A 20,077-nucleotide genomic window follows, 5' to 3' on the forward strand; every position below is an offset into this window, starting at 1 on the left:
TAATGAATAAGCAAATGAGCAGAATACTACAAAAGAGAGGTACAACAGTGGCGGAATTAACACCAATGATGCAGCAATATGTGGAGACAAAGAAGGAGTATCCGGACTGCATCCTGTTTTATAGATTGGGAGACTTTTACGAGATGTTTTTTGACGACGCTCTGACTGCGTCGAAGGAGTTGGAGATTACCCTGACCGGAAAGAACTGCGGACTTGAGGAACGCGCACCCATGTGCGGCGTTCCTTTCCATGCGGTAGACGCTTATTTAAATCGTCTGGTTTCCAAGGGATATAAGGTGGCAATCTGTGAGCAGATGGAGGATGCGGCCACCGCAAAGGGGCTGGTAAAGCGGGACGTGGTGCGGATTGTGACGCCAGGGACGAACCTGGATGTCCAGGCATTGGATGAGACCAAGAATAACTATATCATGTGCGTGGTCTACCTTGCAGACCATTACGGGCTTTCAGTTGCGGACGTGACTACTGGGGAATATATGGTCACAGAGCTTACAGAGGCGGAGAAGTTGTTCGACGAGATTTACAAGTTTATGCCTTCAGAGCTTGTGTGCAACGAGGCTTTCTATATGAGTGGCATGGATTTGGAATTGTTAAAGGAAAAGCTGGGGATTACGTTGTATTCCCTGGAGGCATGGTATTTTGACGATACCATCTGCCAGAGGACCCTTACAGACCATTTCCATGTAAAGGGCCTTGAGGGTCTGGGGCTTTCGGACTATGACTGCGGCGTAATTGCAGCGGGGGCGCTGCTTAAGTATCTGATTGAGACCCAGAAGAGGGATTTGTCCCACATTACCAGGCTTTCGGTCTATGCTACAGGGAAATATATGCTCCTTGACAGTTCTACCAGAAGGAATCTTGAGCTTTGCGAGACCCTTCGTGAGAAGCAAAAAAGGGGGTCTTTACTCTGGGTGCTGGACAAGACAAAGACGGCTATGGGGGCCAGGGCGCTGCGCAGGCATATCGAGCAGCCCTTGATCGACAAAAAGGAGATTGAACGCCGCCTAGATGCCGTGGAGGAGTTAAAGGACAACGCCATTTCCCGCGAGGAGATTCGGGAATATCTTTCTTCTATCTATGACTTAGAGCGTCTGGTGTGCCGGATTACATATCAGTCGGCAAATCCGCGGGATCTGATTGCATTTGAACATTCTCTGGCTATGCTGCCCCATATCAAATATATTTTACAGGAAATGAAATCGCCCCTTCTTCGGGAATTGTATGAGAGCATGGACACATTGGAGGATCTCTGCGAGCTTGTAAAAAGCGCCATTAAGGATGAGCCGCCCATTGCCATGAGAGAGGGAGGCATTATCCGAGAGGGATACGATAAAGAGGTGGACCAGCTTCGCTTGGCGAAGTCGGACGGAAAGGAGTGGCTTGCAAAGCTTGAGGCAAACGAGCGTGAAAAGACAGGCATTAAGAATCTGAAGATTCGTTTTAATAAAGTGTTTGGCTATTATCTTGAGGTGACCAATTCCTTTAAGAATCTGGTGCCGGATTACTATACCCGCAAACAGACCCTTGCCAATGCAGAGCGTTTTATCATTCCAGAGCTGAAGGAGCTTGAGGATACCATCCTTGGGGCGGAGGATAAATTATATGCATTGGAGTATCAGCTTTACTGCGAGGTGCGGGATAAAATCGGAGCTGAGATTTTAAGAATCCAGTCAAGCGCAAGGGCCGTGGCTCAGTTGGACGCTTTTTCGTCTCTGGCGCTGGTGGCGGAAAGGAATCAGTATGTGCGTCCAAGTATCAATGAAAAGGGCGTTATCGACATCAAGGATGGGCGTCATCCTGTGGTGGAGAGAATGATTCCCAATGATATGTTTATTGCAAACGATACCTTTTTGAATGATAAGAAGAACCGGATTTCTGTAATTACAGGGCCGAATATGGCGGGGAAATCTACCTATATGCGCCAGACTGCGCTGATTGTCCTGATGGCCCAGATTGGCTCCTTTGTTCCTGCCGCCAGTGCAGATATGGGGCTGGTGGACCGGATTTTCACCAGGGTGGGCGCGTCTGACGATCTGGCCAGCGGACAGAGTACGTTTATGGTGGAAATGACGGAGGTTGCGAATATTCTGCGCAATGCCACCAGCAGAAGTCTTTTGATTCTGGATGAGATTGGACGGGGAACCAGCACCTTTGACGGCTTAAGTATTGCCTGGGCTGTGATTGAGCACATCAGCAACAGTAAGCTTCTTGGGGCAAAGACTTTGTTTGCCACCCACTACCATGAGCTGACTGAGCTTGAGGGGAAGATTCACAATGTCAATAACTATTGTATCGCCGTGAAGGAGAAGGGTGACGATATCATTTTCCTGCGCAAGATTGTAAAAGGCGGCGCGGACAAGAGCTACGGAATTCAAGTTGCCAGGCTTGCAGGGGTGCCGGAGTCTGTCATCCTCCGTGCAAAGGAGATTGTAGAAGAACTGGTGCAGGCGGATATCACGGAAAAGATTAAGGATATTGCAAACCACGGCCATGAAAAGCCGGATAAACCTAAGCATTATGACGAGGTGGATTTGGCGCAGATGTCGCTGTTTGATACGGTAAGGGATGATGACGTGATTGATGAGATTAAGAATCTGGACCTTGGGAATCTGACGCCGATTGATGCACTCAATACCTTGTATCAGTTACAGAATAAGCTTAAGAATCGTTGGTAAACGGGATTGTTATTTTGGCAGGAGGTGAGCAGGATTAGCGATGGGTAAGATACAGGTTTTGGATACGGTTACAATAGATAAGATTGCGGCGGGCGAGGTCATTGAGCGTCCGGCCTCTGTGGTCAAGGAGTTAGCAGAGAACGCCATTGACGCTGGGGCAACAGCCATTGTGGTGGAGATTCAGGACGGTGGAATATCTCTGATTCGTATTGCGGACAATGGGTGCGGCATTGCAAGAGAGGAGGTTCCCAATGCGTTTTTGCGCCATTCTACCAGCAAGATTCGTTCTGTGGAGGATTTGGTTCATATTGGCTCTTTAGGCTTTCGCGGCGAGGCGCTCTCCAGTATTGCGGCGGTTTCCCAGGTGGAGTTAATCACAAAGACAGGAGAGCAGACCTTTGGGACGAGATACCGGATTGACGGCGGGCGCAAAGTGGATATTGAGGATACAGGGGCCAGGGACGGAACTACGTTTCTGATTCGGCAGTTGTTTTATAATGTGCCTGCCAGAAGGAAGTTTTTGAAAACACCTATGACGGAGGCAAGCCATGTGGGGGATTTGATGACAAGGCTTGCCCTGTCCCATCCAGAGATTTCTTTTCAGTTTATTAATAACGGACAGTCAAAACTTCATACTTCAGGAAATGGAAGCCTTAAGGATGTGATTTATCACGTCTATGGGCGGGAAATTGCCTCTAACCTCCTTCGCTCAGAGTTTTCGAGTCAGGGAATACGGATTACCGGATTCCTGGGAAAGCCCCTTATTTCCAGAGGAAACCGGAATTTTGAAAATTATTTTATTAATGGACGTTATGTGAAGAATCAAATTGTTTCAAAAGCCATTGAGGACGCCTACAAGGATTTCTCCATGCAGCATAAGTATCCTTTCGTAGTACTTCATATGGAAATCGACGGGGAGGGCGTGGATGTCAATGTGCATCCGGCCAAGATGGAGATTCGTTTCCATAACCAGCAGGAGGTCTATAATCGGGTGTATGAGGCGGTAAATAAAGGGCTTCATGCAGAGGAGTTGATTCCTCATGTAGAGCTGGATGCGCCGAAAGGGAATCAGGGAACTGATTCTGGAAATAATAATAGGATAGAGAAGGTTAAAGAAAATCGGCTTCCATTCGAGGGGCTTAAACGGATGTCTGGTATTGACGGCGCAAGAGGGCAGGAGAATGTGCAAAATCCGGTTGAACCGCAGGCTTTGAAGGATGGCGGTAAACCGGTTGAGAGCATTGGCGCCAGTTTGGGTACAGTTCAGACTAAGGCGAGGGAACAGGCTTTGCCGCCTCCGTCAGAACGGAATCTGGATTATTTTATGGGGAAGATGCAGGAGAGAGTAAAGGCGTACCACAGCCAGAGAGCATCTGCTAAGGTTACTTGCCGAAACGGGATTTTTAAGCCAGAGGTACAGTCTGACCGTATCCGCGAGACTGTGAAATATGCTAAAAAGACAGAAGAACCAAAGCAGTTAAATTTATTTGAGGAAAAGCTGCTCACAAGAGAGGCCAAGGACGAGTATCATCTGATCGGGCAGATTTTTGAGACGTTCTGGCTGGTGGAGTACCGCGACAACCTCTATATTATCGACCAACATGCCGCCCACGAACGGGTTTTGTATGAGCGAACCTTAAAAAGTATGAAAACCAGAGAGTTTACCTCTCAGATGATTACGCCGCCGTTGATTCTTGAGTTGAGTATGCAGGAGGCAGAGCTTTTTAACCAATATAAAGAGCAGTTCCTACGGATTGGGTTTGAGTTTGAGGATTTCGGGCAGGAGTCGTTTGTGATTCGGGCGGTTCCGGACAACCTGTTCAGTATTGCGAAGAAGGAGTTGCTTTTGCAGATGCTAGACAGCCTGTCGGACGAGGTGAACCGGAATCTTTCTCCGGAGTTGATTGATGAGAAGATTGCTTCCATGTCCTGTAAGGCGGCTGTAAAGGGGAATATGAAGCTGACAGCCGCAGAGGTAGATACGCTCATTGGAGAGCTTCTCACCCTTGAGAATCCTTATCACTGTCCTCACGGGAGGCCCACCATCATTGCCATGAGCCGGCGGGAGTTGGAGAAGAAATTTAAAAGGATTGTGTAAATTATGAAGAAACCATTAGTAGTTCTGACAGGGCCTACGGCTGTCGGGAAGACGGAAATCTCCATTAAGCTTGCCAAAGAAATCGGCGGGGAAATTATTTCCGCGGATTCCATGCAGGTTTATAAGCATATGGATATCGGCTCTGCCAAGATTCGTCCTGAGGAGATGGCAGGGATTCCTCATTTTCTGGTGGATGAGTTGGAGCCCTTTGAGGAATTTCACGTCGTACGTTTTCAACAGATGGCAAAGGCAGCAATGGAAAAAATTTACGCTCGTCGGCATATCCCTATTGTGGTAGGCGGGACAGGATTTTATATTCAGGCATTGCTTTATGACGTTGATTTTTCGGAAAATGACGGGGACGCTTCCTACCGCCATGAGCTTGAAGAAATTGCCCGTAAGGAGGGAGGGCAGGTTCTTCACGAGAAATTGCGCTTAGTTGATAAAATGGCGGCAGAGCAGATTCATGCCAATAATGTGAAGCGGATCATCCGCGCCCTGGAGTTCTATCACCAGACAGGACAACGGATTTCTGAGCATAACGAAAGGGAACGGCAGAAGGAATCGCCGTACCAATTTGTCTATTTTGTGCTAAATGATGACAGGAATCGATTGTATGAACGAATTGACAGACGGGTGGATCAGATGCTAAAGGATGGGCTTGTAAAGGAGGTGGAGGCTCTTAAGAGCATGGGCTGCACCAGGGACATGGTGTCCATGCAGGGGCTTGGATATAAGGAAATTCTTGCCTATCTGGAGGGGGAGTTAAGTCTCAAGGAAGCAATCTACCGGCTGAAACGGGACACCAGACATTTTGCAAAGCGGCAGATTACATGGTTTAAGAGGGAACGTGAGGTTATCTGGCTTAATAAGGATGAATATGGTTATGACGAAGACAGAATCCTCCACGATATGATAAGATATGTAAGGGGCGAACTGGGTTGAGAAAATTATTTCGGAGTAAGTTTATTAAGAAAATGAATACTTTGCTGATGGTCTATGCCCGTTCTCAGAATGCGGAGGCTACTTATCGGGAATTGATGGCTCTTAAACCTTTGATTCGGGATAAGGGGGAGGAGGCTTTGTTTGAGCTGAATAGGGCGTCGCTGCTTTATGATATGAAGAAGTATAAGGAGGCGGCGGAGGTAATTATGCAGATCAAACCGCTGAATCCTGTGTTTGACGCAAAATGTGCGGTTGTGAGGACAAAGATTTTGGATTCGTGGGTGTAAACTGTAAATATCATAATTTTAAATAAAATCCTCCAGGAAGTGGAAGCTTGGAGGATTTTTATCTTATATAGGCATTATATTATTAACATGTCTAATTGTTGCTTCTAATGATTTTTCATATTCTCTATATCGGGTAATAGCCTTCTCAATATCTTGTGAAATTTTCTCCCTTTCCTCAAATAACTGGGAGGGGACAACCAAGTTCAAGAGATCATTTTCCTTGAATCTGGGATGCTGGCTTCCTTCTACAGAATTTGCAAAAACAATCTGAACCGCTTTGGAAAGCAAAAAAGGAACTAAAAAAGCAATGGATTCATGATTTCTTGCTCTCAGTATATAGAATTCTGTTGAAGCGCAAATCGGCTCGTCTGTGTCTATATCGACATACGCAACCTGACGAAGATAAGGGCGCAGGCGTGAGATGATAACGTCTCCATGCTTTAGAATTTTTTTATTGCTGTTTAGTTTACCTGGCTTGGATGGAATTCTTAAATATCCACTCATTGCATCGGAGGTATTTATCTGATGCCAATCAGACGAATTCTTTTTAGATGTAACAATATCATTTTCTAATGTAATGATTTCAGACAGTAGAACGCCATTATTTTCATCCGGTAAATTCATATGTCTTTTAGGATTATATCTTTCTGGAGTCAATACAAATAGAGGCCCTAAGTGAGTTGTTTTTTTGATTACACATATAGCCATATTCATTACCACCTAATTCCTTCAGTCATGAGAAATGTTTTAAACTCGGAAGCAATTTGGTCTAAGTCATGTTCAACATTTTTCCATGTTCTTGATTTTTCATCTTTGAATAACAGATTGCCTCGGCTGTCTTTTCCGGATTGTTCGCTGATTCCGAAAAACACTTCTTCTGAAAATTTTCTTTTCTGTTCTCGCTTCTGTAAGAACAGGATGCTTGTTTTTATGGCCGTGTGCGGCATAAAAGCATTTCTTGGTATACCGATGACTCCAATGACTCGGCATGTGTCATAGATCCAGCGTCGCAATACTTCATTGTCCTTACTGCCAAAAATATTGTCGGGAAGGATGATTGCCATCCGTCCCCCCAATTTTAGCAGACTGATACATCTTTCCACAAAAAGAACATCTCTCTCAATTCTTGCTTTTCCATAAGAGATATTGTAACTTTTCAAAAGATCAGGTTCAATGATTTCACCGGCAAAGGGGGGATTTGTAATAATGATATCAAATAAATCTTTTTTCTTTTCGATTCTTAAAATATCTTCTATGGTTGTAGAAGGTTCACAGCTACCTTTCTCAAAAAGTGATACCCGTACGTCATTTTTTAGAAGGCTGTTTAGTTTATGGATGTGGGCGCCTTTGACTGAACCAACATGCATCAACAGCCGAGCAATTCTTACAGCCGTATTATCAAAATCAAATCCCCATAAATCTGTGCCGTTAATCTTACCATGTAAATAAGCGTGGTAGAGAAATGAGCCTGAGCCCGCAGCAGGGTCTAAAATACTCTCATTAGGTTTGGGATTCAGTATATCAACACAAAAGTCAACCAGGTATCGGGGGGTAAAAAATTGTCCTTTGGTCCCTTTTTTTTCACGAGAAATAATATACTCGAAAATGCTGTCAATTCCTTCATATCCATCTTCTGTAAATGAGAAATTTTTAATAATGTCAATGCATACAGAAAATTGCTCATCTAAGATCTTAAGTTTTGTGTCAATAAGGACTCCAGGCCAGTTGGCGTCAATGATTGTCAACAAACCATTAGCTTTATCTAAAGTATGTATATTATTCGTATTATGCAGACCTTCCCACAATTTAATAAGAATGATTTTAAATATTTCTTCAAACTCATTCTCGCCAGAGTTTGCCAACATGACTTCTTCTAAACGTTTATATGCAGCAGCGAATGTCTCAATATGTGTTGTTTTTCTTTTCGCCATAGTGAACTCTCCTTCTTAGAAATTAAGAATAACATGTTATCTCAAAAAAGTAAAGACAATGGTCTTTAGTATATATTATATTCTAATTTGGAATATTCTGTTTTAGAATATATAATACATAAAAAGGAGGACTTGTATGAAAAGTATCTATACAGATGATTACATTAATATTATTTCTGTCTTACGAGCCATCCGCATAAACAAAAATATAACACAGGCAGAAATGGCGAATTTGCTAAATGTAACGCAGTCATTTATTTCAAAAGTTGAGAACCGAGAACGTCGGTTGGATGTTGTTGAATTACTTTCATGGATTGATGCGCTTGGTGTATCGGTGTCTGATATTTTACCAGAAAAATATTTAGGAGGGAACAGCTAATGGCTTTTATGACCAAAGTGGAATACGAGGCATATGTTAAAGACCATGCTTCGTCTGTGGTGAATGCTGAAGATATTGCACATATAAAAATTGCATTGCAGCCATTAATTGGAGTACAGTTTCATATACTGTCTATCCCAAAGGAGATTTTGCTGGCATTTGAACCATCTCAGATCGGAACAATAATCGGAACTCTGATGGATGCTTGTATTCCCCAACTTTCTAAAATTACAGAATCGAACACATTTGATACCGTAGGATTGTATAAAAACGAGGGGATTCTCGGAGAAAGAGAAGGATATCCTGATTATTTGCACACTTCTGGAAAAAGACTTGAGTTGAAGCTTTTATTTGTAGATAACCCCAATGTTAAGATGAAGAAGCCTCCTACGCCAAGAGAGCCTTCTGCCCGATTAACAGGGAAAGTAACCTTTAAGAATATACAGGCGGATAAGGATTTATTATTGGTGATCGCTTATGCACTGATGGAAAATAGAGCAAAACCAGACTTTTTTTCTCCTACAATTATTGATTTTGATGTATTTCCTATATATGAATGTATTTTGGCAAGAGATCGTCGCATGTATGCTTCTCATGGCGGCTGGTTTGGCCAATTTGAAACACCGACAATACTTAGCAAACAAGGAAAGAGAAAAATGAACCTATGTCAGCCTGTTGATTATTCATCATATGGGCGAAAAGAAAATGAAGGAAAAGATTTGAATGAAGATACAAATTTCGGTAAACTAAAGAGAATTCCATATGGTCCGCTTCAAGAGTACATTAAACCTGCTCATTTTACTGTTTTCTTTGAAAAATAATTATTATTAAAAAACTATATAATAACTGGTTAAAATAAATATTACATACATAGAGGAGGAAATTGACGATATGATAAATGAAACCCATGATACGAGTATTACTTCACTATATAAAGAATTAGGAATCCGAAAAGAGGTTCTTAAATTTGGCAGAGAGATAGAAGCAGGGCTTAAAGAGAGGTTTGCCGCCATTGATGAGGTGGCGGAGTATAACCAGCTTAAGGTGATTCACGCCATGCAGAAGAACCAGGTCAGCGAAGGATGTTTCCACTATGCCAGCGGCTACGGCTATAATGACGCGGGACGAGACACCCTGGAGGATGTGTATGCTTCCGTATTTCATACGCAGAGCGCGCTGGTGCGTCCACAGATTACTTGCGGAACCCATGCCCTTGCCCTTGCTTTAAGCGCCAATTTAAGACCTGGGGATGAATTGCTGTCGCCTGTTGGGAAGCCCTACGACACCTTAGAGGAGGTCATTGGCATCCGTCCCTCCAAGGGCTCTCTTGCAGAATATGGAATTTCCTATTCCCAGGTTGAGCTTCTTTCGGACGGTACATTCGACTATGAAAATATACGCAAAGCAATTCATGAGAACACAAAGCTGGTGACGATTCAGAGGTCAAAGGGCTATCAGACCAGACCCAGCTTTTCCGTAAAGCAGATTGGCGAGCTGATTTCATTTGTCAAGGAGATTCGTCCGGATATCATCTGTATGGTGGATAACTGTTACGGGGAGTTTGTGGAAACCATTGAGCCAAGCGATGTGGGCGCGGATCTGGTGGTGGGGTCCTTGATTAAGAATCCCGGCGGCGGCCTTGCGCCAATCGGCGGTTATATTGCAGGCAGGAAGGATTTGATTGAGGCTTGCGGATACCGTTTGACTTCTCCTGGACTTGGAAAGGAGGTAGGGGCTTCCCTTGGCGTGATGCAGTCTTTTTATCAGGGGCTGTTTCTTGCGCCCACTGTGACGGCCAGTGCCCTTAAGGCGGCGATTTTTGCGGCAAATATATATGAGAAGCTTGGGTTTTTCGTGGTGCCTAATGGAAGTGAGAGCAGACATGACATTATTCAGGCCGTGACCTTTGGAAAGCCGGAGGGAGTCATTGAGTTCTGTAAGGGAATCCAGGCGGCGGCGCCTGTGGATTCCTTCGTGACGCCTATTCCCTGGGCAATGCCTGGTTATGACAGTGATGTGATTATGGCGGCGGGGGCGTTTGTACAAGGGTCCTCCATAGAACTGAGTGCAGACGGGCCGATTAAGCCGCCTTATGCAGTCTATTTTCAGGGCGGGCTTACATGGCATCATGGCAGGCTTGGAATCTTAATGTCGCTTGAGTATCTGGTGCGGAAGGGCGTGGTGGTATTATGAAGCAGACCAAGGATATGTGGGATTTTCCGGTTATGGAAGGAATTGCTTTTCCAGATGCCAATCGAGTGCATCCATTGATGCAGGGCAGGGTAGAGAAACTGATTTATGAACTTGCAAAAGACCAAAATATCCGTAGAGTAGTACTGTTTGGGAGTTCTCTGGAATTTAGATGCAACAGTGCCAGTGATATGGATATTTATATTGAAAAATTTGATTCTGGAAAAAAGCTCGAATATGTTCCTGAATTAGACTGTGAAATAGATATTGTTACAAACCTATCTCATGATAATAGATTATATCATGAAATTGAACAGACAGGATTACTGTTATTTGAGAGGTGAGAAGATGTGTGATGTCAGACTGTTTCGGAGTGCGAAGCTGGATTATGAGACAGCGGCAATGATTTGGAAGCATCCCTATCATGATGAAATGATTCTAAATAATGCGGCATACCATTTACAGCAGGCAGTTGAGAAGATATTAAAGGGCGCGTTAGAGTGTGTAGGCGTGACGGTTCCCAATACACATAGAATCTCCAAACTGGTAAAAATGGTATATGACAATGGGGCGAATCTTACTCTTACAGACTGGATTGACGAGCATTCAGAAATGTTGAGCGAGTGGGAAGCCCAGACTCGATATGATATGGATTTTCTTGTGGAGAAACGGAAATTGGATGCTGCTATGGAAGAAATCCGAATTTTTTTTGAGGTGAATGGACTTCAGAATGAACTGAGAAAAGAACTTGAGGATGGGGCTGTGAAAGAAATGCTGCTTAACTGTTTACCGGAAAAGAAAAGAGAATGCAGTGATTTTGAGTTAAACTGTTATTATATCATGTTCAAAAAAAAGATTAAATCTTATAATTAGGCGGGTATCATGAGAAGGATTGGTATTATCGGAGGAGGCGCTTCTGGGATTGCCGCGGCAATTACGGCGGCAAGAAACGACAGAAAGGCCCAAGTATTTATCTTAGAGCAGAAGGAGAAAATCGGCAGAAAGCTTCTTGCTACGGGAAACGGTCGGTGTAATCTGACGAACCGTCAGGCTGTGCCTTCCTGTGCAAAAGTCTGTTACCGCGGAGGAAATATCCAGTTTGTGGAGGAAGTTTTAAGAGCGTTTAGTTATGAAGATACATTAAAATTCTTTGAATCTATCGGGCTTGTGGTAAAGCTGCGGGGAGATTATGTTTACCCCCGTTCTGACCAGGCTTCGGCTGTGCTTGAGCTTCTTGAGTTGGAATTAAAACGTCTTGGAGTGGAGGTTTATTGTAACGTCAAGGTGGCGTCTATTGCGTGGGAGGGTAAGAATTTTTGTATCAGGACAGAGGAGACTTGCTCAGTTAAGTCGTTTAAGGCAGACCGATTGATTCTTGCCAGCGGCGGGCAGGCGGCTTCTTCTCTTGGCTCGGACGGCAGCGGATATGGACTGGCTAAGGCTCTGAAGCATAGCGTCACTTGCATTGTACCTGCACTGGTACAGCTAAAAGTAAAGGCTCATCCTTTTGCCAAGGCGTCAGGCGTACGCACAGAGGCAAAGGTGACGGCCCTTATAGACGGTAAAGAGGCTGCGTCGGATACGGGTGAAGTGCAGATTACCGCATATGGGATCTCTGGTATTCCAGTATTCCAGATCAGTCGTTTTATTGCGTTAGGGCTTCATCAAAAGAAGCGTTCTGAGGTTTTGCTTGATTTACTTCCGGAATATTCAGAAGATGAGGTATACAGGTTACTTGTGAAAATGGGGGATAAGCGAGATGATTTGACTGCGAAAGAATGGCTTACGGGAATATTTAACCAGAAATTAGTCCCGCGGATATTGGAGATGGCAGGAGTAAAAATGCAGACGAGAGTATCAAAGTTGAGTGAAGGCCAGCTTCAGACGGTTGCAAAGAAGTGTAAGCGGATTATCCTTACGATTCAGGACACCAATGGATTTGAAAACGCCCAGGTCTGCGCCGGAGGAGTGCGGACGAAGGAGGTCTGTCCTCAGACAATGGAATCTCTGCGTACGAAAGGCGTATATCTTACGGGGGAATTGTTGGATGTGGACGGTATCTGCGGAGGGTTTAACCTGCAGTGGGCGTGGGCTACCGGATGTATCGCAGGAAAAGCGTCTGTTATGAGGAAGAAAAAATGATTACAAAAGAAGTAATCAACCAGGCCATCGACTATATTTTACAACATATCGAAGAAGATATAACCCTTGAGGATGTGGCAGAATATAGTCATTTTTCAAAGTATTATTTTAGCCGCCTTTTCAAAGAGCAGACAGGGGAGAGTGTCTACGGGTTTATCAAACGGGTGAAGCTTGAGCAGAGCGCGTTTCGGCTCAAGACAGAGCAGGAACGAAGGATTACGGAGATTGGTGCAGACTATGGCTACAGCTCGTCCAATTACAGTTGGGCGTTTCGCAAGCATTATAGCATGACGCCCGTTGATTGGAGAAGACAGAGCTGTTTTTCCTCCATGGCCCATCCCTTCTTTCATCACGAAAGCTGGCAGGCGGAGAGCTTTGAAGTCTGTGACAGCAAGATAACCATTGAAAATATTCCGGATTATTATGTGATTTATGAGAGGCGTTTTGGCAGTTATGAGGATCTCAGAAGAGATTGGGATGGTTTTATCGAAAAATATCAGGAGTATATCACAGCAAAGACTAAGCTTCTGGAGAGAACGTATGACGATCCGGCTGTGACAAGCGCCGGACACTGTCTGTATGATGTCTGTATGAGCGTCGGTGAGGATTGTGCCCTTAAAAATACGGCAAAGATTCAGGGCGGAAGATGTATTGTGTATCATTTTAAGGGACACGCAAAGCAGATTTATGCGGCATATCAGACCATATTTCTGGTATGGCTGCCAAAGACCTCTTATGAACTGGACGCGACGAAAAGTCTGTTTGACATTTACCATGCGGTAGATAGTGAGACGATGTATATGGAGTTGGATATCTGTATTCCTGTGAAAGAATAGGGCAAGAATTCAGAAGTATATTATTAGGTTCCTTCTTATAATGGATGTGTATTACATGATTAAAGGAGGAATTTTTTATGAACTTGGAGCAGTTAAAACAGGACACAACAAAGATGATATGGCAGTTTTCGATTCCGGCGATCATCTCCATGGTTCTTACTTCTCTGATTACGATTGCAGGATATGTGGCGTATGCGTTTAGTATGGTGATTGTGGGATTCGGGCAGGGCACAAGCCCGCTGATTAGTTTTGCCTATGGCGCTAAGGAGAAGATACTTGCCGCCCATATCCGGAGGCGGACGAATCGCTATGTCTGCTGCGCAGGAATAGTTGTTTTCCTTCTGATGGCGGCAGGAATGGAATGGTACAGCAGGTTATTCGTGCAAAATGAACGTGTAGAAGGAATGATTCAATCGGGGATGCTGATTTTTATGACTTCATTTTTCTTTTCAGGTGTAAATGCTATTACATCGTTTTATTATACTGCCACAGGCCGCGCTTTTGAGTCTGCTGTGATTTCTGCGTCCCGTGGGCTGGTGGTTCTGCTGGCATGTATCTTCACTCTGCCGTTTCTGTTTGGAATGACAGGGGTGTGGCTGGCCGCGCCTGTGACAGAAGGGATTACCCTTGGGATTACGTTGTACTTTTTGCGTTCCCGACAATGAAAATACAATAGAGGTTGTGAGGTGAATATTATGGGATTAGAATTTGTTCCTGCCTACGGGTATCCGAAGGAGGTGGGAGAGCTTTTTTCAGAGTATACGGATATGCTGATTGCCGGTGATCCTTCGTTTAAGGAATATCTTGACATTCAGAATTATGACGAAGAATTAGAGCATTTGGAGAGTAAATACGGGCTTCCTTATGGCAGGCTGTATCTGGTGTATTATGACCATGAGCTGGCGGGGTGCATTGGGCTTAGGAGGCTTGATGATAGAAATTGTGAGATGAAGCGGCTGTATGTAAGGCCAAAGTTTCGCGGAAAGCAGATCGGGAATCAGCTTGTCCAAAGGATCATAGATGATGCACGAAGGGAAAAGTATTCCCATATGCTGTTAGATACATTGCCTTTTCTTAAGAGTGCAATCCATCTTTATCAGGAGTATGGATTTTATGAGATTGAGAGCTATAATGACAGTCCAATGGATACGTCTATTTATATGAAAAAGGATTTGAGTTTATGATTGACATATCATCATCTGGTACGGAAGATATTTGCTCAAAATCTGTGATTTTCTGCGGATGTATTTAGGCTCTTGACAGTTGCTTTCTTCCATATTGCAGATAGATGCTGTATAATATACAATGATTTACAAATGAAATAGAAGATTACTAGGAGGGTAATTTATGTCATCAATATGCAAAATGGACTGCTGCCATCAATGTGACAGACAGAAGGATTGCGGCGGCTGTACAAAGACAGACGGCCATCCCTTTGGAGGCAGGTGTGTTGCGGCTGAATGTATAAAGCAAGAAGGGATAGAGGCATTTTTTCGTCTGAAGGATAGCCTGATTGCCGAGATTAACTCACTTGGTATCCCATATTTGCAGGTTAATGACTTGGAGTTGCTGAATGGTTTTTTTGTTAATCTGGAGTATACGCTTCCCAATGGACAGTTAGTAAAATTTCTTAAGGATAACAACGTATATTTGGGAAATCAGATAGAGATTCCAAAGAGTGACAGATGTTATGGCCTGGTTGCCGACGAGCAGTATCTTCTTGTGTGTGAATATGGGTGCGAAGGGGCAGACCCAGAGATTGTCCTATATAAGAAAATCGGGTGAACAATGTAGTACCAAGAAAATTACATGATAGGTCAAAATCCAGTTTTAAGTATATTTTACGCTTTATACGGCAGCCTTTTTGTTGTATAATAAACTCCATGATAATTAGGAATAATCAAAATGGAGGTCATCTATGGGAAGCTATCTGAATCCAGGAAGCAAGGGTTTTCGGGAAAGTTTGAATTCCGCAATCTATATAGATAAAACAGGTCTGATTGAAAAAATGAATAGGCTTCTGAATACACGGCAGAAGTTTATCTGTGTCAGCCGGCCAAGGCGTTTTGGAAAATCGGTGGCAGCAGACATGCTGGCTGCGTACTATGGCCAAAGCGAAGGTTCGGCAGAATTATTCGAGAATTTAGAAATCAGCCATTCAGAATCATATAGAAAGCATTTGAAGCAATATGATGTGATTCAGATTAATATGCAGGATTTTTTAAGCGTAACTAACAGTGTAGATGAAATGTTGTCTAAACTTTGTGAATATCTTATTTTTGATTTGAAAGATTATTTTGCAAATGTGCGCTTTCGGGATGAGGATAATCTGATTCAGGTTATGAAGGATATCTTTGCCAAAACAAAACATTCTTTTATTATATTAATTGACGAGTGGGACTGTCTGTTCCGTGAGTACCAGCAAGACAAAGATGCCCAGAAGAAATACCTTGATTTCCTCAGGGCATGGCTAAAGGATAAGGATTACGTAGCATTAGCCTACATGACCGGAATCCTTCCCATTAAGAAATACGGCTCTCACTCTGCCCTTAATATGTTTATCGAGTATTCCATGACGGCGCCTGGCGAGCTGGCTGAATATTTCGGCTTCACTGAAAATGAAGTGGAGGTCCTTTGCAGAGAGTATGAGATGAGTTTTGAAGAAACAAAGGCATGGTACGACGGTTACCGTCTTGTAACCCATACCAGAAAGGGTGACCTTCATTATTGTATGTACAGCCCCAAGTCCGTGGTGGAGGCAATGCTCAGGCATAGATTTGGGACATACTGGAACCAGACTGAAACCTATGAGGCCCTTAAGGTTTATATCCAGATGGATATGGACGGCCTAAAGAATGATGTGATACGTATGCTGGCAAGAGAAGAAGTACGTATTAACACAGGGACCTTTGAAAATGATATGACTACATTCGCAACTAAGGATGATGTCTTAACGCTGTTGGTGCATCTGGGATACCTGACTTATGACAGCGCAAAGGAAACGGTTTCCATTCCCAACAAGGAGGTTTCACAGGAGTATGTGAATGCCATCAGCACCATGGACTGGCACGAGGTCATCCATTCGGTGAACGCCTCCCGAAAGCTTCTGAGAGCGCTGTGGCAGATGGATAGCCAGGCTGTGGCAGATGGTATTGACCACGCCCATAAAGAGATTTCATTTCTCAAGTATAATGATGAGAATTCACTAAGCTGTACGATTAACCTGGCGTTCTATTTTGCCAGAGAGTATTATACGATTGTACGGGAGCTGCCAGGTGGGAAAGGCTTTGCGGATATCTGCCTTATACCGAGGAAATTGCATCTGGATAAGCCGGCTGTGGTGATTGAGCTTAAATGGGATAAAGACGTAACTGGTGCAATCGCTCAGATAAAAGACAGGAAATATGTAGACGCTTTGAAGGATTACCAGGGAAATCTGCTTCTTGCAGGAATCAGTTATGACAGAAGATCAAAGAAGCATACTTGTGTGATCGAGCGCACGAAACTAAACTGAAAGAAACGAGGAAGATATCATGCAAAAGAAAACCGGAAACTTAATTATTACTGGAATATGGGTGCTTCTGTTTATTCTTTTCACAGTTTTAGTACAAACCGTGGATGTCCATACCATTGGCCCCAAGAGTTCGAGCGTAGGCTTCGCCTCTGTGAACGCTCTTGTACATGAAAAACTGGGAGTCCACAGGCTTTGGTATTCGATTACATATTGGCTCGGTTTTGTTCCGCTGTCCACAGCGGGGATTTTTGCAGTAATCGGTTTGATGCAGCTTGTCCGTAGAAAAAGTCTCTTTAAGGTGGATAAGAGCATCATCGCCCTTGGCGTTTTTTATGCAGCCACTATAGGGGTGTATGTTCTCTTTGAATTCTACATCGTGAACTACAGACCGATTCTGATTAACGGGTATCTGGAGGCCTCGTATCCTTCCTCCCATACCATGCTGGCCTGCTGTTTTATGGCCGCCGCCATGCTGGAGTGCAATATTCTGATTAGAGACAGACAGATTAATATCATTATCCAAATTGTTTCGATTATCATCATGGCAGTAATGGTAATTGGCCGGCTGATTTCAGGCGCCCATTGGTTCACGGATATTATAGGGGGCTTATTAATCAGCGGCGCACTGATTATGGGACTGTATTCTGCTTTATCAATGTTTCCAAAAAAGCGGTAAAGGATACGAAGACGCAAGCTTTTGCGGCAGATAAAAGCAGGACAAAAAATATCTATCAAAATAGTGTTCAGCTAACAGGTGAGAGATTATGATTCGGATTAGTCAGTTAAAATTGGATATCCATCACACAGAGGCGGACTTAAGGGCAAAGCTTTTGAGGCTTCTTCGCATCAGGGAGGATGAGCTTATATCCTATACACGAAAGAAGCAATCCCTGGATGCCCGAAAAAAGCCTCAGCTTTTTTATGTCTATACCATAGATGTGAAAGTAAAAAATGAAAACGGAATAAAAAAGCATTTCCGAAAACAGAAGATTTCAAACATCCTGTTTCAGCCAGAGGAGAAGGAATATCTTTTGTGTGCCTGCGGAACAAGGCCATTGGCTCATCGTCCGGTGATAATCGGGACAGGACCGGCAGGATTATTCTGTGGTTATGAGCTTGCCCGCCTTGGATACCGTCCAATTCTGTTGGAGAGGGGGGCGCCTGTAGAAGAACGGATGAAGGATGTGGAGGAATTCTGGTCTTTGGGAGTTCTTAAGCGCAATTCAAACGTCCAGTTTGGAGAGGGCGGGGCAGGGACGTTCTCGGACGGGAAGCTGAATACACTGGTCAACGACCCTATGGGAAGAAATGAACGGGTTCTGGAGATTTTCGTGGAAAACGGAGCGCCGAAGGATATTTTATACCAGAATAAGCCCCATATCGGGACGGATATACTGGTAAAAGTGGTACAAAATATGCGGGAATTTATCATTTCCCATGGAGGAGAGGTCAGGTTTCATTCCCAGGTAACAGATGTTGTCGTAACACAGGAGGATGGCCTTGAGAAATTGTCTGCATTGAAAGTGTGCAGACATTTGAGCCTTAAAGAAAAGAGAGAAAGAAATAGGGCAAAGGAGGCAGAAAAGAAAGCAGTACAGGATTTGTATGTTCTGAATACAGAGCTTGCGGTGCTTGCCATTGGGCATAGCGCCCGTGATACCTTTAAAATGCTTAGAAATCGCAATATTTCCATGGAGGCAAAAGCATTTGCCGTAGGAATTCGTATAGAGCACCCTCAGGAAATGATTAATCTGGCGCAGTACGGAACGGCTTATGATGGTGAGCTATTTGCGGCGTCCTATAAATTGACAGCGAAGCTTTCAGATGGAAGGGGCGTTTACACCTTCTGTATGTGTCCCGGCGGCTATGTGGTCAACGCTTCCTCTGAGGAAGGCCGTCTGGCGGTGAACGGCATGAGTTACCGTGCAAGAGACGGAAGGAATGCCAACAGCGCCGTGGTGGTAACGGTTACGCCCAAAGATTATAGGAATTTTGTTTCATCTGAAACATCTTCCCTAATAGGAGAGACAGGAGAGAATTGGGAAATGGACGCCCCCCTTGTGGGCGTGGAATTCCAGCGTAGGCTTGAAGAAGCCGCATACCAGGCAGGCGGTGGAAAGATTCCGGTTCAGCTTTTTAAAGACTTCTGTGAGAACCGTCCATCCCATGGTCCCCAGGAGATCGAACCGCAGATGAAAGGCGGTTACACATGGGGAAATGTAAGGGCCATTTTTCCGGAAGAACTGGCGAAGGCCATAGAAGAAGGCATCCATTCTTTTGGAAAGCGTTTGAAGGGCTACGACCGGCCGGACGCCCTAATTTCCGGCGTCGAGAGTCGAACCTCGTCTCCGGTGCGTATCTTAAGGGACGATACTTTGCAGAGTAAGGCAGAGGGACTCTACCCTTGCGGTGAAGGCGCGGGCTACGCAGGAGGAATCACCTCAGCCGCGATCGACGGTCTTAAGGTTGCCCAGACAATCGTTGAAGAATACAGCCCCTTTTAAGGATGAAAAGTCTGTTTCCGGCATTTTGAGTACAGACAGACCGCGCTGATTACATCCGTCACAAAAAACAGATGCAGGATAATATAGAGAAGGGCGGATTGGTTTGAGATTCGTCCTTCTTTTCTTAATCTCATGGAAGCGCTGATTCCGTACATAGACGAGGTCAGTATCAGGCACACATCCACCACAGCCAGAGCCGACACAAGAATCGGCGTCACAATAATAAACGCAGGCACCACCATGGCAAGCATCAAAAGCAGCGCCATAGCAAACACTCCGGCATAAAAGGGAATATGAGACAGCTTGATTACCATATCCCAGAATGCCAGACTGCGTCCATCCTCCTTATGGGGATAAGACCATGCGTTCCATATGTTAAAACCATAGATAACGACAGAGAACAAAAGATAAAGGGGCAGGGTTTTGCGAACCGGCAAAACCATAACAAAGACCGATAAATACGGCGCTATAATCAAGATAATGGGAAGAATTCTTCTTAAGTTTTTCATAACATTTCCCTTTCATGTACAAACTAAAAATCTATATTTATTGTACTAC

20 protein-coding genes are annotated in these 20,077 nt (G+C 44.2%); 17 read left to right on the forward strand and 3 right to left on the reverse strand.

Annotation, left to right across the window (positions count from 1 at the left end):
• The first annotated feature begins 47 nt into the window (after nucleotides 1-47).
• From mutS to GN277_RS11830, 4 genes are read left to right on the forward strand one after another with little or no spacing between them, the layout of a single operon-like run.
• Nucleotides 48-2,693 (forward strand): DNA mismatch repair protein MutS, encoded by a 2,646-nt coding sequence (gene mutS / locus GN277_RS11815; protein ID WP_330587234.1) that lies wholly within the window; start codon nucleotides 48-50, stop codon nucleotides 2,691-2,693.
• A 40-nt stretch (nucleotides 2,694-2,733) separates the two neighbouring features.
• The gene (mutL, locus tag GN277_RS11820) at nucleotides 2,734-4,791 is read left to right on the forward strand and encodes a DNA mismatch repair endonuclease MutL (RefSeq protein ID WP_159751223.1); all 2,058 of its coding nucleotides are present in this window, start codon (nucleotides 2,734-2,736) and stop codon (nucleotides 4,789-4,791) included.
• 3 nt (nucleotides 4,792-4,794) lie between these two features.
• Entirely contained in the window at nucleotides 4,795-5,736 is a 942-nt protein-coding gene (gene miaA, locus GN277_RS11825; protein ID WP_159751224.1) for a tRNA (adenosine(37)-N6)-dimethylallyltransferase MiaA, read from the forward strand.
• Nucleotides 5,733-6,023: a hypothetical protein gene (locus tag GN277_RS11830; RefSeq protein WP_244324688.1), complete on the forward strand. Its 291-nt coding sequence runs from the start codon at nucleotides 5,733-5,735 to the stop codon at nucleotides 6,021-6,023. The genes miaA and GN277_RS11830 overlap by 4 nt, the downstream gene beginning before the upstream one ends.
• 63 nt (nucleotides 6,024-6,086) lie before the next feature.
• On the opposite strand, the gene GN277_RS11835 is transcribed toward GN277_RS11830, so the two are convergent.
• Nucleotides 6,087-6,731, reverse strand: a complete 645-nt coding sequence (locus GN277_RS11835) for a restriction endonuclease subunit S domain-containing protein (protein WP_159751225.1) — start codon at nucleotides 6,729-6,731, stop codon at nucleotides 6,087-6,089.
• A 5-nt stretch (nucleotides 6,732-6,736) separates the two neighbouring features.
• Entirely contained in the window at nucleotides 6,737-7,954 is a 1,218-nt protein-coding gene (locus GN277_RS11840) for an HsdM family class I SAM-dependent methyltransferase (RefSeq protein WP_159751226.1), read from the reverse strand.
• Between the two features lie 136 nt (nucleotides 7,955-8,090).
• Here GN277_RS11840 and GN277_RS11845 point away from each other — a divergent pair, with 136 nt between their 5' ends.
• From GN277_RS11845 to GN277_RS11905, 13 genes are all read left to right on the forward strand, one after another.
• A complete protein-coding gene (locus tag GN277_RS11845) occupies nucleotides 8,091-8,333 on the forward strand; it encodes a helix-turn-helix domain-containing protein (RefSeq protein ID WP_159751227.1) in 243 nt (80 codons plus the stop codon).
• Nucleotides 8,333-9,154 (forward strand): hypothetical protein, encoded by an 822-nt coding sequence (locus tag GN277_RS11850; protein ID WP_159751228.1) that lies wholly within the window; start codon nucleotides 8,333-8,335, stop codon nucleotides 9,152-9,154. The genes GN277_RS11845 and GN277_RS11850 overlap by 1 nt, the downstream gene beginning before the upstream one ends.
• 70 nt (nucleotides 9,155-9,224) lie before the next feature.
• A complete protein-coding gene (locus tag GN277_RS11855; RefSeq protein ID WP_159751229.1) occupies nucleotides 9,225-10,526 on the forward strand; it encodes a methionine gamma-lyase family protein in 1,302 nt (433 codons plus the stop codon).
• Nucleotides 10,523-10,867 carry a nucleotidyltransferase domain-containing protein gene (locus GN277_RS11860; RefSeq protein ID WP_244324689.1) on the forward strand — a complete coding sequence of 115 codons (345 nt, stop codon included), beginning with the start codon at nucleotides 10,523-10,525 and terminating at the stop codon, nucleotides 10,865-10,867. The genes GN277_RS11855 and GN277_RS11860 overlap by 4 nt, the downstream gene beginning before the upstream one ends.
• 4 nt (nucleotides 10,868-10,871) lie before the next feature.
• Nucleotides 10,872-11,396 (forward strand): HEPN domain-containing protein, encoded by a 525-nt coding sequence (locus GN277_RS11865; protein WP_159751230.1) that lies wholly within the window; start codon nucleotides 10,872-10,874, stop codon nucleotides 11,394-11,396.
• A 9-nt stretch (nucleotides 11,397-11,405) separates the two neighbouring features.
• Nucleotides 11,406-12,665, forward strand: coding sequence for a BaiN/RdsA family NAD(P)/FAD-dependent oxidoreductase (locus GN277_RS11870; RefSeq protein WP_159751231.1), 1,260 nt, complete (start codon nucleotides 11,406-11,408; stop codon nucleotides 12,663-12,665).
• A complete protein-coding gene (locus GN277_RS11875; RefSeq protein WP_159751232.1) occupies nucleotides 12,662-13,501 on the forward strand; it encodes an AraC family transcriptional regulator in 840 nt (279 codons plus the stop codon). Before GN277_RS11870 ends, GN277_RS11875 begins: the two co-directional genes overlap by 4 nt.
• A gap of 77 nt (nucleotides 13,502-13,578) precedes the next feature.
• Nucleotides 13,579-14,166 carry an MATE family efflux transporter gene (locus GN277_RS11880; protein WP_159751233.1) on the forward strand — a complete coding sequence of 196 codons (588 nt, stop codon included), beginning with the start codon at nucleotides 13,579-13,581 and terminating at the stop codon, nucleotides 14,164-14,166.
• A gap of 30 nt (nucleotides 14,167-14,196) precedes the next feature.
• Nucleotides 14,197-14,685: a GNAT family N-acetyltransferase gene (locus GN277_RS11885; protein WP_159751234.1), complete on the forward strand. Its 489-nt coding sequence runs from the start codon at nucleotides 14,197-14,199 to the stop codon at nucleotides 14,683-14,685.
• Nucleotides 14,686-14,848: 163 nt separating this feature from the next.
• Nucleotides 14,849-15,286, forward strand: a complete 438-nt coding sequence (locus tag GN277_RS11890) for a DUF3795 domain-containing protein (RefSeq protein ID WP_159751235.1) — start codon at nucleotides 14,849-14,851, stop codon at nucleotides 15,284-15,286.
• 133 nt (nucleotides 15,287-15,419) lie between these two features.
• Nucleotides 15,420-17,015: an AAA family ATPase gene (locus tag GN277_RS11895; protein ID WP_159751236.1), complete on the forward strand. Its 1,596-nt coding sequence runs from the start codon at nucleotides 15,420-15,422 to the stop codon at nucleotides 17,013-17,015.
• 19 nt (nucleotides 17,016-17,034) lie between these two features.
• Nucleotides 17,035-17,691 carry a phosphatase PAP2 family protein gene (locus GN277_RS11900; protein WP_159751237.1) on the forward strand — a complete coding sequence of 219 codons (657 nt, stop codon included), beginning with the start codon at nucleotides 17,035-17,037 and terminating at the stop codon, nucleotides 17,689-17,691.
• A gap of 88 nt (nucleotides 17,692-17,779) precedes the next feature.
• Nucleotides 17,780-19,519, forward strand: coding sequence for an NAD(P)/FAD-dependent oxidoreductase (locus tag GN277_RS11905; protein WP_159751238.1), 1,740 nt, complete (start codon nucleotides 17,780-17,782; stop codon nucleotides 19,517-19,519).
• Here the strand turns inward: GN277_RS11905 and GN277_RS11910 are convergent.
• Nucleotides 19,516-20,028, reverse strand: a complete 513-nt coding sequence (locus GN277_RS11910; protein WP_159751239.1) for a hypothetical protein — start codon at nucleotides 20,026-20,028, stop codon at nucleotides 19,516-19,518. The genes GN277_RS11905 and GN277_RS11910 overlap by 4 nt on opposite strands.
• Nucleotides 20,029-20,077: the final 49 nt, after the last annotated feature.

Origin of the sequence: Sporofaciens musculi (assembly GCF_009830285.1) — a bacterium.
Classification (GTDB): Bacteria; Bacillota; Clostridia; order Lachnospirales; family Lachnospiraceae; genus Sporofaciens; species Sporofaciens musculi.

Excerpts from the sequence above, each read along its gene's own strand:
- mutL (WP_159751223.1), top strand. The coding sequence starts at position 2,734 with ATGGGTAAGATACAGGTTTTGGATACGGTTACAATAGATAAGATTGCG.
- miaA (WP_159751224.1), top strand. The coding sequence starts at position 4,795 with ATGAAGAAACCATTAGTAGTTCTGACAGGGCCTACGGCTGTCGGGAAG.
- GN277_RS11835 (WP_159751225.1), bottom strand. The coding sequence starts at position 6,731 with ATGGCTATATGTGTAATCAAAAAAACAACTCACTTAGGGCCTCTATTT.
- GN277_RS11840 (WP_159751226.1), bottom strand. The coding sequence starts at position 7,954 with ATGGCGAAAAGAAAAACAACACATATTGAGACATTCGCTGCTGCATAT.
- GN277_RS11845 (WP_159751227.1), top strand. The coding sequence starts at position 8,091 with ATGAAAAGTATCTATACAGATGATTACATTAATATTATTTCTGTCTTA.
- GN277_RS11850 (WP_159751228.1), top strand. The coding sequence starts at position 8,333 with ATGGCTTTTATGACCAAAGTGGAATACGAGGCATATGTTAAAGACCAT.
- GN277_RS11855 (WP_159751229.1), top strand. The coding sequence starts at position 9,225 with ATGATAAATGAAACCCATGATACGAGTATTACTTCACTATATAAAGAA.
- GN277_RS11860 (WP_244324689.1), top strand. The coding sequence starts at position 10,523 with ATGAAGCAGACCAAGGATATGTGGGATTTTCCGGTTATGGAAGGAATT.
- GN277_RS11865 (WP_159751230.1), top strand. The coding sequence starts at position 10,872 with ATGTGTGATGTCAGACTGTTTCGGAGTGCGAAGCTGGATTATGAGACA.
- GN277_RS11870 (WP_159751231.1), top strand. The coding sequence starts at position 11,406 with ATGAGAAGGATTGGTATTATCGGAGGAGGCGCTTCTGGGATTGCCGCG.
- GN277_RS11875 (WP_159751232.1), top strand. The coding sequence starts at position 12,662 with ATGATTACAAAAGAAGTAATCAACCAGGCCATCGACTATATTTTACAA.
- GN277_RS11880 (WP_159751233.1), top strand. The coding sequence starts at position 13,579 with ATGAACTTGGAGCAGTTAAAACAGGACACAACAAAGATGATATGGCAG.
- GN277_RS11885 (WP_159751234.1), top strand. The coding sequence starts at position 14,197 with ATGGGATTAGAATTTGTTCCTGCCTACGGGTATCCGAAGGAGGTGGGA.
- GN277_RS11890 (WP_159751235.1), top strand. The coding sequence starts at position 14,849 with ATGTCATCAATATGCAAAATGGACTGCTGCCATCAATGTGACAGACAG.
- GN277_RS11895 (WP_159751236.1), top strand. The coding sequence starts at position 15,420 with ATGGGAAGCTATCTGAATCCAGGAAGCAAGGGTTTTCGGGAAAGTTTG.
- GN277_RS11900 (WP_159751237.1), top strand. The coding sequence starts at position 17,035 with ATGCAAAAGAAAACCGGAAACTTAATTATTACTGGAATATGGGTGCTT.
- GN277_RS11905 (WP_159751238.1), top strand. The coding sequence starts at position 17,780 with ATGATTCGGATTAGTCAGTTAAAATTGGATATCCATCACACAGAGGCG.
- GN277_RS11910 (WP_159751239.1), bottom strand. The coding sequence starts at position 20,028 with ATGAAAAACTTAAGAAGAATTCTTCCCATTATCTTGATTATAGCGCCG.